The 12,064-nt window shown below is 69.9% G+C and carries 11 protein-coding genes; 2 read left to right on the plus strand and 9 right to left on the minus strand.

Annotation, left to right across the window (positions count from 1 at the left end; all coding sequences use genetic code 11):
* Window positions 1-164 precede the first annotated feature (164 nt).
* The 9 genes from ACFVWD_RS27710 to ACFVWD_RS27750 form a co-directional block, all read right to left on the minus strand.
* Entirely contained in the window at window positions 165-1,670 is a 1,506-nt protein-coding gene (locus tag ACFVWD_RS27710) for an alpha-N-arabinofuranosidase (RefSeq protein ID WP_389599902.1), read from the minus strand.
* Between the two features lie 94 nt (window positions 1,671-1,764).
* Complete coding sequence (locus tag ACFVWD_RS27715; protein WP_389599904.1) at window positions 1,765-2,733, minus strand: arabinan endo-1,5-alpha-L-arabinosidase; 969 nt, start codon at window positions 2,731-2,733, stop codon at window positions 1,765-1,767.
* 21 nt (window positions 2,734-2,754) lie between these two features.
* Window positions 2,755-3,612 carry a carbohydrate ABC transporter permease gene (locus tag ACFVWD_RS27720; protein WP_054233582.1) on the minus strand — a complete coding sequence of 286 codons (858 nt, stop codon included), beginning with the start codon at window positions 3,610-3,612 and terminating at the stop codon, window positions 2,755-2,757.
* Window positions 3,609-4,559 (minus strand): carbohydrate ABC transporter permease, encoded by a 951-nt coding sequence (locus ACFVWD_RS27725; protein ID WP_389599906.1) that lies wholly within the window; start codon window positions 4,557-4,559, stop codon window positions 3,609-3,611. Before ACFVWD_RS27725 ends, ACFVWD_RS27720 begins: the two co-directional genes overlap by 4 nt.
* Complete coding sequence (locus ACFVWD_RS27730) at window positions 4,556-5,914, minus strand: extracellular solute-binding protein (RefSeq protein WP_389599908.1); 1,359 nt, start codon at window positions 5,912-5,914, stop codon at window positions 4,556-4,558. Before ACFVWD_RS27730 ends, ACFVWD_RS27725 begins: the two co-directional genes overlap by 4 nt.
* A 201-nt stretch (window positions 5,915-6,115) precedes the next feature.
* Window positions 6,116-7,009 (minus strand): SMP-30/gluconolactonase/LRE family protein, encoded by an 894-nt coding sequence (locus ACFVWD_RS27735; protein WP_389599909.1) that lies wholly within the window; start codon window positions 7,007-7,009, stop codon window positions 6,116-6,118.
* Window positions 7,006-7,782: an IclR family transcriptional regulator gene (locus tag ACFVWD_RS27740; protein WP_389599911.1), complete on the minus strand. Its 777-nt coding sequence runs from the start codon at window positions 7,780-7,782 to the stop codon at window positions 7,006-7,008. Before ACFVWD_RS27740 ends, ACFVWD_RS27735 begins: the two co-directional genes overlap by 4 nt.
* Window positions 7,783-7,944: 162 nt before the next feature.
* On the minus strand, window positions 7,945-9,168 hold the full coding sequence (locus tag ACFVWD_RS27745) for a helix-turn-helix domain-containing protein (protein ID WP_389600001.1): 1,224 nt from the start codon (window positions 9,166-9,168) through the stop codon (window positions 7,945-7,947).
* 62 nt (window positions 9,169-9,230) lie between these two features.
* Window positions 9,231-9,383 carry a hypothetical protein gene (locus tag ACFVWD_RS27750; RefSeq protein ID WP_167552120.1) on the minus strand — a complete coding sequence of 51 codons (153 nt, stop codon included), beginning with the start codon at window positions 9,381-9,383 and terminating at the stop codon, window positions 9,231-9,233.
* Window positions 9,384-9,679: 296 nt separating this feature from the next.
* Here ACFVWD_RS27750 and ACFVWD_RS27755 point away from each other — a divergent pair, with 296 nt between their 5' ends.
* Window positions 9,680-10,657, plus strand: a complete 978-nt coding sequence (locus ACFVWD_RS27755) for a DUF3068 domain-containing protein (RefSeq protein WP_389599913.1) — start codon at window positions 9,680-9,682, stop codon at window positions 10,655-10,657.
* A 252-nt stretch (window positions 10,658-10,909) separates the two neighbouring features.
* Window positions 10,910-12,061, plus strand: a complete 1,152-nt coding sequence (locus tag ACFVWD_RS27760; protein WP_389599915.1) for a glycosyltransferase family 4 protein — start codon at window positions 10,910-10,912, stop codon at window positions 12,059-12,061.
* Window positions 12,062-12,064 lie beyond the last annotated feature (3 nt).

Here is a 12,064-nt window from a genome sequence, read left to right on the forward strand (position 1 = left end):
TCGTACTGGACGTACTTGGGTCTGTGCCCGGTGCGGCGAGAGTACGTGCATGGCGTCGCGGGGCAGACGGGAATTTGACGACAGGGCCTAGGACCTGTCCGGCCGATCACGGCGGAGACGCGGGGTGTGGCAGCTTTCCTCCACCGTGATCGGCCAGACAGGTCCTAGCCGAGCCGGATCACGTTCCAGGACAGCGGCTCCAGGACGGCGGTCAGGGTGCCGTCGTCCTGGAGGCTGGTGCCCTCGACGGGGTGCGGGGTGACCCGTTCCTGGTCCTGAAGGGTGTTGCGGGCGTCGGGGTCCGCGTCGGCGACCGCGCTGTGCTCGACGACCGTCGTCAACCCCAGCCGGTTCAGGGCGACTTCGAGCGGTAGCGGCTCGGTCTGGCTGCGGTTGACCGCGAAGACGGTGACCGAGCCGTCCTCGGCACGCACGGCGGTGGCGTGCAGCAGGTCGACCTCGCCGTACTTCTTCGTCTCGTGCGTCGGCGACACCGCGCGGACGTCGAGGACCTCCCCGCGCCCGTACTTCGCCGCCTGCGCGAACGGGAAGAACGTCGTCTGCCGCCAGGCCGCGCCGCCCGGCTCCGTCATGATCGGCGCGATGACGTTGACGAGCTGGGCGAGACAGGCGACGGTCACCCGGTCCGCGTGCCGCAGCAGTGCGATCAGCAGGGAGCCGAAGACGACCGCGTCCGTGACGGTGTAGACGTCCTCCAGGATGCGCGGGGCCTCCTGCCAGTCCTCGACCGGATGCGGGTTCGGCCGGCTCTGGTACCAGACGTTCCACTCGTCGAAGGAGAGGTTGATCTTCTTCTTGGACTTCAGCCGGGCGCCCACGTGGTCGCAGGTCGCCACCACGTTCTCGATGAAGGACTCGGTGTCGACGGCGGAGGCGAGGAAGGAGTCGCGGTCGCCGTCGGTCTCCTCGTAGTAGGCGTGGAGGGAGATGTGGTCGACGAGGTCGTACGTCTCCGCCAGCACCGTCGCCTCCCACGCGGCGAACGTGTCCATGCTCTGTCCCGACGATCCGCACGCGACGAGTTCGAGGTCCGGCTCGATCTGGCGCATCGCGCGGGCGGTCTCGGCGGCGAGACGGCCGTACTCCTCCGCCGTCTTGTGGCCGGTCTGCCAGGGCCCGTCCATCTCGTTGCCCAGGCACCACAGGCCGATGCCGAACGGCTCCTTGTCACCGTGCGCCACCCGCAGGTCCGAACGGGCCGTCCCGCCCGGGTGGTTGGCGTACTCCTGGAGCTCCAGGGCCTCGGCGACCCCGCGCGTGCCGAGGTTGATCGCCATCATCGGCTCGGCCTGGGGGCCGATCTTCTTCAGGAACGCGATGTACTCGGACAGGCCGAAGCGGTTGGTCTCGGTGGAGCGCCAGGCGAGGTCGAGGCGGCGGGGCCGTTCCTCCGCCGGGCCCACCCCGTCCTCCCAGTTGTAGGCGGAGACGAAGTTGCCGCCGGGGTAGCGGATGGTGGTGACGCCCAGTTCGCGGACCAGTTCCAGTACGTCGGTGCGGAGGCCTTCGGCGTCGGCGGTGGGGTGGTCGGGTTCGTAGATGCCGGTGTAGACACAGCGGCCGAGGTGTTCGACGAAGGAGCCGAAGAGGCGGGGGTTGACCTCGCCGATGGTGAAGGCGGGGTCTAGGGCGAAGCGGGCGGTACGCATGTTTTCCTTTCGAGTGCGCCATTGGTGGGGGGTGGCTTGTGTTTCGTGGGCGAGTGCGGGTTTGTTGTGGCTGGTCGCGCAGTTCCCCGCGCCCCTAGCGCAAACTTGGCCAGCCGTCTTTCGTCCAGCTGAGCCTGTTCAGCCCCAGCTTGGGCGTGCCGTTGTCGTCCGCGTCGTAGTAGTGGTACGCCAGCCAGTCCTGGCCTCGGTCGTGGAAGACCGACTCGCCTCCGGTGCCGATATACCTGCCGTGTCTGGCCAGGAACAGGTCGCCGCCGCCCTCCAGCATCGGCTTGCCCGTGCTGTCCGCGTAGGGGCCGGTCACCGACGTCGATCTGCCCACCCGGATCTTGTAGGTGGAGTTCACGCCCGCGCAGCAGGCGTCGTAGGAGGCGAAGAGGTAGTAGTAGCGGCCGTGTTTGACGATGTACGGGCCCTCCACCGCGTACGGGGCGTCCGGGCGGGTGGCCAGGTGGTGGACCGTGGCTTCGGGCAGCGCCTTGCCGGTTCCCGGGTCCAGTTCGACCATGCGGATGCCCGTCCAGTACGACCCGAACGCCATCCACAGTTTGCCGTCGGCCCGGATCACCGCCGGGTCGATGGCGTTCCAGGTGTCGGTGGTCCCCGAGGTGAACGCGGCTCCGTGGTCGGTCCAGGTGCCGGGCATGCCCGTCTTCGACGTGGCCACGCCTATCGCGGAGATGTTGGTGCCCCAGGAGGAGACGGCGTAGTAGAGCCAGTACCGGCCGTCGCGGTAGGAGAGGTCCGGGGCCCAGGGATCGGCGGTGGAGTTGTAGTCGTACCACCAGGCCGGGGGCGTGGTGAAGGCGTTGCCCGCGTCGTCCCAGTGGTGGAGGTCGGCGGAGAGGCGGGCGCCGATGACGCCGCCGGTGGAGTAGGCGACGTAGCGGCCGTTCTTGAGGTGGGTGACCGTGGGGTCGTGGATGATCTGCTGGCCGGTGAGCGGGAGGGGGTCGGGGTAGGTGACGTCGGCCGACGCGGTGGACGGGAGCAGGGCGATGGTGGCCGCGGCGAGCAGCGCGGCGAGCCTGAAGCGCTTCAACTCACACTCTCCTCATGGCTGTTACTGGCCTGCCAGACCCGTGTGGGCCACGCCCCGCACGATCTGGCTCTGGAAGAAGACGAACACGACGATCAGCGGGAGTCCCGCGATCAGGCCGCCCGCCATGAGCTGTGGCCAGACGATGCCGAAGGCGTTCTGCACGGTGGCGATGCCGTTCGGCATGGTCATCAGGTCGGGGTTGTTGGTCACCATGTAGGGCCACAGGAAGTTGTTCCACGAGGCGATGAAGGTGAAGATCCCGACGGCCGACAGCGAGGGCTTCGAGAGCGGCAGGACGAGGGTGAAGAAGATCCGCCAGCGGCCCGCGCCGTCGATGAACGCCGCCTCCTCCAGCTCGCGGGGCAGCGACTGGAAGAACTTGTAGAGGATGTACACCATCGCGGCGGGGGCGCACTGCGGCAGGATCATGCCCCAGTAGGTGTCGACCATGCCGAGCGACTGCACGGTGGTGAAGAGCGGGACGCCGAGGATCGCCGGGGAGAACATCAGGCCCGCCATCGTCACGGCCATCAGGACGGACTTGCCGCGGAACTCGGTGCGGGCGAAGCCGTATCCGGCGAGGGAGGCGACCAGCAGCACGATGAAGGTGACGCAGACCGACACGACCAGCGAGTTCACGAACCAGTTGGGGATGTTGCCGGCCTCGAAGACCTTCCGCCAGGAGTCGAGGGTGAAGTCCTTGGGGATCCAGTGCGGCGAGGCCACCGATTCGGCCGGGGTCTTGAGCGAGGTGGACAGGGCCCACGCCAGCGGCGCCATCCAGATCACGGACAGGGCGAGGGCGACGACCGTCAGGGCGATCTGCGCGGGCGTCCAGGTGCTGCGGGGCTTACGGAGGGTGGGAGACGGCGTGGTCATCGGGAGATGCCCTCCTCTCGGCTGCGGAGCAGCCACATCCGCCCGAGGGCGACGGCGGCGATGATGAGGAACAGGACGAAGGAGATCGCGGAGGCGTAGCCCACGCGGTAGCTGGTGAAGCCCTGTTCGAGGGTGTACTGGACGAAGGTGCGGGTCGATTCCTCCGGCCCCGGGCCGAACTGGTACATGACCACCGCCTGGTCGAAGACCTGGAGCGAGGCCAGGATCTGCAGCGCGATGACGAGGCCGGTGATGTTGCGCAGGTTCGGCACGGTGATGTGGAGCATGCGCTGGAAGGCGTTCGCGCCGTCCAGCTCGGCCGCCTCGTAGAGGTGCTGGGGGATGTTCTGCAGGGCGGCGAGGAAGAGGAGGAAGGAGAACCCGACCGTCCACCACAGGGTCGCGACGACGACGGCGAGCAGGGCCGTGGACTTCTGGGTGAGCCAGGGTGTGGTGAGGCCGAGGACGTGGTTGACCATGCCGTTGGTGGGCTGGAACAGCCACCACCACAGGTTGCCGATGACGGCGGAGGGCAGCAGGAACGGTGCGAAGAAGCACAGCCGCCACAGCCACTTGAAGTGCACGGTGTGGTGGGCGATCAGCGCCATCAGCAGGGCCACGACGACGATGCACGGGACGACGTACAGGGTGAACTGGACGCTGTGCCACAGCGAGTTCCACACCAGGTCGTCCTTGAGGGCCTCGCGGTAGTTGGCGAGGCCGACGAAGTCGGTGTGGTCGCCGGAGATGTTGGCGTCGGTGAAGCTGAGGTAGAGGCCGCGGACCACCGGCAGCAGCACGAAGAGCCCGTACAGGACGAAGAACGGGGCGACGAACCAGCCGCCGTGCTGGAAGCGACGGCTCCAGCGCAGTCGGGCGGAGTCGGCGGCGGCGGTCGCGCGGGGGCGCAGGGTGGTGGCGGCGACCGTGCTCGTGGCGCTGCTCATGCGCCTGCTCCCTTCAGCTCCTGGGCGGCCGTCCTGCCGTCCATGGGGTTCTTCATGGCGAGCAGTTGCTCCAGGACGGACTTCATACGGCGGGCCGCCGCGGCCGGCTTCGCGGAGCCGAGGTTGGAGGAGGCGACGACCGGGCCGACACGTTGCGCGAGGACGCCGGTGGAACCGGCGAACCAGATGTGCGGTTCGGTGGCCGGGTGCTCCATGGCGGGCCTGGAGTACTCGTTCTGGGGGCTGAGCTTGAGGTAGGCGGGGTCCTTGAAGGTGGGCAGATAGGCGGGGACGTGGCCGCCGACGGCCCAGGTGGTGGCGTGGGTGACCATGTAGGCGGCGAGCCGGTAGGCACCCTCGTCGGCGGCGCCGCCGCGGCCCGACTGGTGAGGCAGGATGAAGGAGTGCGACTCGGCGTGGGTGGCCGGTTTCCCGAACACCGGGGGCAGCGGCTGGGCGCCGAAGTCGAGCTTCTCGCCGTTGAAGTACGGCACCGACCAGTTGCCCTCCCAGGTGAACGGTGACCCGGCGAGGAAGGCCTCGCCGTCGGCCTCTCCGACGGTGACGTAGCCGTCGGTCACGTGCTTGCGGAAGAACTCCAGGACCTCGGTGGCCTTGTCGGTGTCGAAGGTGACGTCGGTCTGGTCGTCGTTGAAGTAGCCGCCGCCGAGCTGCTGGTAGAAGGCGACGAAGAACCACCAGGCGAAGTTCTGGTCGTTGGCGTGCAGTCCGAGGGTCTGCTGCCCGTTCTTCAGCTGCTTCTTGGCCGCCTTGAGGAGGGCGAACCACTCGTCGGTGGAACCGGCGGCCGGCAGCCGGCCGTCGGCGTCGAGCAGCCCGGCCTTCTTGCAGACGTCCTTGCGGTAGAAGCAGAGCTGGACGTGGATGTCGAGGGGCAGGGCGTAGAGCTTGCCGCCGACGATGCCGCGCTTCCACAGCACGGGGTTGAAGTCGGCCTCCCGCACGCCGTACTTGGCCAGGAGGCCGATGTCCCAGGGGTCCAGGAGGCGGCCGGGCGCGAACCCGGGGACGCGGCCCTGGTGCATGACGGCGAGGTCCGGTGCGCGGTTGCCGGCCGCTGCCATGGCGAGCTTGGTGTAGTAGGGGCCGCCCCAGGTCAGGGTGGAGTCCTTGACCGCGATGTCCGGATGTTCCTTGCGGAAGGCGTCCACCATCGCGACCTGGTTGGTGCCGTCGCCGCCCTGGAAGAGGTTCCAGTAGCGGACCCGGGTGCGCGCGCTGGAGGCGAGCGCGTCCGCGCCGGTGCCGAGCGCGGCGAAGCCGAGGCTGCCGGCGACGGTCAGGCCGCCGAGCGCGGCCAAAACGTTCCTGCGGTTCAGGTCAGGTCGTCCCATGCCCTGCCTTCACTGTTCGAGATTCACTGTTCGAGATTCGCTGTTCGAAATTTCGGTGATCGCTCGTAACTTCGAACGGGACCGTAGATAGGAAGCGCTTTCTCGTCAATGGTTTGCACAAAAATCGAAGGTCCCCGTCCGGTGGTCGACGACCGGACGGGGACCTCTGAGGGGACCCGGGTTTGATCCTGAAGGGGGCCGTCAGCCGGCGAACGGCGGCTGCGGCAGGCCCTTCCCCGCGCCGGGGACGACGAGCACCGAGCCGGAGAGCGGATGCGGCGCCTCCAGGCCCGTACGCGCCGTGGTGATGTACAGGTCGGACAGGTCCGCGCCGCCGAAGGCGCAGGCGGTGGGGCGGGGGACGGGGAGTTCCACGACCCGGTCCAGCTCGCCGTCCGGTGTGTAGCGGCGGACCGCTCCGCCGTCCCAGAGGGCCACCCACACACAGCCCTCGGCGTCGACGGTGAGCCCGTCGGGCCAGCCCGCGCCCTCTTCGATCACGGCCAACGGACGTCTGTTGAGGGGGAGTTGGCCGTCACCCACGTCGAAGACGTCGACGCGGCGGGTCGGGGAGTCGATGTAGTACATCAGCCGGCCGTCCGGGCTCCAGCCCGTGCCGTTGCTGACGGCGACGTCGTCGAGGATCGCGGTGACCGTGCCGTCGGCGGTGATCCGGGACAGGGTGCCGCCGCCCGGGGCCTCGTCGTAGCGCATGGTGCCGAAGAGCAGCGAGCCGTCCGGGGTGACCGCGGCGTCGTTCGCGCGGCGGCCGGGGACGGGGTCGCGGTGCAGCCACCGGAAGCCCTCGGCGCCGCCGTACGTCGCCACGCCGTCCCGCAGATTGACGACCAGGCCGCCACCCGCGCGGGGCTTGGCGGCGCCCACGTGCTGCTCGGTGACCATGACCGTGCGGCGCCCGGAGACGGGGTCGTACGTGTGGACCCGGGAGCCGAGTATGTCCACCCAGATCAGCCGCTGTGCGTCCGGATCCCAGGTCGGGCCCTCGCCGAGGGCCGCCTCGGCGCGCACCGCGACGTCGAAGGGCGCGTTGCCCGTGTTGCCGGTCGTCCCGGTCTTCCCGCTCGTCGCGGTCATCCCACCACGCTCCGGTGGCCGAGCCGCTCGGACAGTTCGACGGCGCCCTTCGCGGCGAGCTGCTCCAGCTCCACGCGGCGCTCGTCGCTCCAGCGGATCATCGGTACGGAGATGGAGAGCGCGGCGACGACCTGGCCCGTACGGTCGCGCACCGGGGCGGCGACGCAGCTGACGTCCGGGTTCGACTCGCGGCTCTCCACGGCGACGCCGCGGCGGCGGATCTCGGCGAGGGCCTCGCGCAGGGCGCCCGGCTCGGTGATGCTGTTGGGCGTCATCGCGACCAGGTCCGCGTTGTCCGGGATACGGGAGGTCAGCTCGACGTCGGGGAGCGAGGCGAGCAGCATCTTGCCGACGGAGGTGCAGTGGGCGGGCAGGCGCCGGCCCGCCGCGGAGACCATGCGCACGGCGTGCGTGGAGTCGACCTTCGCGATGTAGATGACGTCCGTGCCCTCCAGGATCGCCACGTGGACGGTCTCGTCGCAGGTCTCGGCGACGGAGCGGGCGACCTGCTGGCCCTCGGCGGCGAGGTCCAGCTGCTCGGCGTACCGGCTCCCGAGCTGGTACGGGCGCACACCGAGGCGGTAGCGTCCCGGCTGGCCGGGAACCTGCACGATGTACGAGCGGGCGGCGAGCGTGGTGACCAGCTCGTGCACCGTCGTCCGGGGAAGCTGGAGCCTGCGCACGATGTCGGGGGCGGAGAGCGTCCCGTCCCCGTCGAGGAAGAGCTCGAGTATGTCGAGAGCTCGGGTCACGGCAGGTACGAGGCGTCCCACAACCGGCCCCCTCTCTATGTTCGAAATTTCAACAGCCGATCGGCATGACGAACACAGGCTACTCATAGTGCTCTTGCACGGGCAATGGGTGGGTAACGGTGAGGTGCAGGGGGTCACAGGGGCACTGGCGCGCAGGCGGAGCCGACCACGCACGACGGGAGGTCAGCGGCGGGGGTGGGGGTGGGGATCGCCCAGCTCACCGCGGAGACGCTGCGCGCGGAGTACCAGCTCCAGCTCGAACCGCCGGTCCGGGTCGTCGATCTCGTCACCCCACAGCTCCCTGATCTGGCGGAGGCGGTAGCGGACGGTCTGGGGGTGGACACCGAGCCGCGCGGCAACCTCCGGCGCACCTCCGCGCGTCTCCAGCCACGCCAGCAACGTCTCCGCGAGACGCCGCCCGTGCGTCGGCCCGCAGTGCGCGAGCGGCGCCAGGCAGCGCAGGGCGAGGTCGTCGATCAGTTCCTCGGGCTGGAGCAGCACGAGGGCCTCGGTGTGCTCGGTACAGTGGAGCACCTCCCCGCCGGGCAGCAGCCGCCGCTCCATCAGCCGTACCGCCGCATCCGCCCAGCGCAGCGACTTCGCCGCGTCGGCCAGCGGCACCGGCGGCCCGATCGCCCCGGACCACCCGGTGAGCGCCCGGTGCAGCAGCTCCGGCCGCCCGGCGGCGTCGGGCTCGGGCACGACCATCCGCGGCTGCTCGTACTCCATGTCGAGCAGCACCCCCTGCCCGACGGCGGGCGCCACGGCCTCCCGCGCCGGCCGCAGCAGCACCCCGACGGCGACCTTGTCCGGCAGTGGCCAGCCGATCCGCGCGGCCCGCTCGACGAGCGCCTCGGCGGGGTCGCCCCGGTGGTGGTGCTCGGCGAGCAGCAGCTCCATCAGCCGGCGCTGGAGGCGCAGGCGCTCCCCCGCCTGCCGGGCCGCGGCCTCGGCGTAACCCCGTACGGACTGGTCCACCAGACCGTCCAGGTACTCGTATCCCGCGTCGACGAGCTCGTACATCGCCGGTGGCGGGATCTCGACCCGCTGCCCGATCTCAGCGAACCGACGCCAGGCGAGGCGTACGCCCAGCCGGTAGATCGCCTGAAGCGAGTCGAGGCTGCGGCCGTGCAGTCCCTCGCCGCGGCCGAACTCCTGGAAGACCTCGGGGTGGACGCGAGGCCTGCCCTCCGCCGTCTCCAGGTGCTGCACGAAGACCTCGATGGCCCGGCGGATGCCGACGAGGGCCATCGGCTCGCCGGAGTCGTCGAGGACGAGGGGCACGTTCGGGTACTCGCGGCGGATCTCCCGGAGGATCTCCTCGGCGAGATCCGGCGCCTCGGCCAGGGCGATCGCCGCGAACTGCCGCACCTGGGCGCGGGGAACGTCATGCCAGGCCGAGCGCATCGCGACGGTCCCGTGGCCGGCCTGCGCTTTCCGGTCCGTCTCCGGCGCGCCCCTCGGCACGGTCAGTGCTCCTGGTCGGCATGTTCGTACGTGATCAGGGGGGTGTTCGGCTGGTCGGGGGTCGCGTCGAGCAGCGCGACGATGCCGAGTGCGGCACCCACGGCGAGCGCGGCGGCGGCCGCGACGGTGAGTACGGCGGCCAACAGTCTGGACATCGCAGGGTGAGCCTCTCTGTCGGAGGTCGTCCCCACCCGTTCCCGTGATCCGCGCAGCCCGTTTCGCCGGTCCCGTCCGGCAAGTCCTCAGTCTCGACAATGCATTGACACTCCGTCAAGGGTGCCCGTACGGTTCCCGGCCCATACCGCACGTGCACTTTCCCTCCTGGTGTCGACGCACCTGTATCACCGCGTTCCACCCGTATCACCCGCATCACCCGTGACCGGCCGAGACCGGCCGTGATCAGCAGTGGTGACCCGTGTGTCGAGCCTCCTCACGCCCCTGGAGTGCCCGGATGCGCCGGAAACCCTCACCCCTCGCACTGGTCCTGCTCGGCCTCGGCACGTTTCTGCTCGTACTGGCTCCGATGCTCGCGTGGTACGTGGAACCGCGGGCCGCCGTGAATCCCATCGACATCGACACGACCGCCGTCTACACCGGCACGGGCGCCTATTTCGACACCGCACAGATCCAGACCCTGTACGACAAGCGGATCACCATCACCCAGCAGGTCAGAGGCGATGTCGCCGACGGTGAGCACAGCGGACGCGCCGTCTGGGACGTGACGACGACGGTCGACACGGACAAGTCGCTGCCCGCGGCCGACCCGCACGACGCGCTGGAGTTCTTCCCGAACCGCTGGGTCACCGACCGGAAGACCAACCAGCCGGTGCACTGCTGCCAGGAGAACCCGCACTTCGAGGGCGACGCCTACCTCAAGTTCCCCTTCGACGTGCGGAAACACGCGTACCGCTGGTGGGACAACTCCCTCGGCGCACCCATCACGCTGGCCTACCGGGGCACCAAGAAGATCCAGGGCTACACGGGATACCGCTTCACCGGCACGGTCCCCCCGACGAAGATCGGCACCCGGCTGGTGCCCGGCAGCATCGTCGACCTGCCGGGTCGCCCCCAGGTGCTGGCCGAGGAGTGGTACTCCAACCACGGCATCGAGCTGGTCGTCGACCAGCGCACCGGCCGGGTGCTCTACGCCCAGGTCGGTCCGCGCAGGACGTTGCGCGCCCCGGGTTCCACGTACGACTCGACGCTGCTCCTGGACGCCGACAAGCTGGCCTTCACCACGGCCACCCAGAAGGACCAGGTGAAGCAGGCGAAGAAGGAGAGCGGTCGACTGCGCCTGGTGGGGCAGACGTTGCCGATAGGTGCCGGTGTGCTCGGGTTCGTCCTCGCCGCTGTGGGCGGCGTTTTGGTGGTACGAGGGCGACGGGATCCCGGTTCGCCCGGTAACTCCCCTTCACCACTCACAATGTGATGGTCTGTCAGCTCCACAAAGACCAGAATTTGTCACCTCGGTGAGTAGCAGCTTCCCAGCGCCGGGCGAAAACTATCCACCCCCACCCGAGCACAGCCCGCCCACACTCCCGATACAGCCAGTACCCACATCCCCCACAGATCGGCAGATTCACCCCGCACAGATCGGCGAATTCACCCTCGAAGCGATCGACCCGCCCTACGCCCCACCCCCCACGCTGAGTTCCGCACCCTGAGACGAGTTGGAGCACCCATGCCCCAGCACGTGCCCTCCCCGCTGCGCGCCGCGGTCCCGCGCGACGCGCAGTCCCTCCCGGCGCTTCCCCCACAGCCGCGCCGCATCGTCTTCCTCGCCCACCGGGACCTGGGAAACCGGTCCGCGGGCGGATCCGAGATCCTCGTCGACCGGCTCGCCGAGGGACTGACCTCGCTCGGCCACCAGGTCACCCTGGTGTGCGGCGGGCCCGCGGCCTACCACGACTACCGGGTCGTGTCGGCGGGCGGCGACCTGGGCCACTTCCTGCGCGCCCGCTCCGCCTTCCACCGTCAGGTCGGCGGCTGCGACCTGCTGGTCGAGGTCTGCAACGGCATGCCGTACCTGGCCCCGCTCTGGCACCACGGCCCCACCCTGTGCCTGGTCAACCACGTCCACACGGACCTGTGGCGGATGCGGTTCGGCGGGCCGCTGGCGCCCGCCGCCCGGATCGGCCGAAGACTCGAACACTGGGCACTGGCGGGCGCGCAGCGCGGCAATCTGCTGGTCGCCGTCTCACCGTCGACGGCCCACGCGCTGCGCGCGATCGGGGTGCAGCGGGAGCGCATCCGGGTCGTGCACAACGGGGTCGAGGAGCCGGGGCCGCTCGCCGAGCGCTCGCCGGAGCCGTTGTTCGTGGCGATGGGACGGCTGGTCGAGTACAAGCGGATCGATCTGCTGCTGCGGCTGTGGGAGCGGGTCCGTCCCGTCACCGGAGGCCGGCTGGTGATCGTCGGCGACGGCCCCGAGCGGAAGAGACTGGAACAACTGGCCGGCCCCGACGTGGAGTTCGCCGGGCGTGTCTCGGAGGCCGAGAAGCACCGGCTGCTGTGCGCCGCGTGGCTGCTGCTGCATCCCTCCGCCGTGGAGGGCTGGGGCCTGGTGGTCACGGAGGCGGCGGCGCGCGAGACCCCGGCGATCGCCTTCGACGTGCCCGGTCTGCGCGACTCCGTGGTCGACGGCGAGACGGGTGTGCTGGCGCGCGGTGAGTCCTCCTTCGCGGCGGCCTGGTGCACCCTCGCCCTGTCCACCCACCGCCGCACCCTCATGGGCAAGTCCGCCCGCGACCGCGCGGCCCAGTACCGCTGGAACAACACGGTCCGCCAGTTCAGGGCGGTGGCCACGGAGGCGGCCACCTCCTGGCGGAGGTGACGC

Origin of the sequence: Streptomyces sp. NPDC058086, from assembly GCF_042885015.1 — a bacterium.
Taxonomy (GTDB): domain Bacteria; phylum Actinomycetota; class Actinomycetes; order Streptomycetales; family Streptomycetaceae; genus Streptomyces.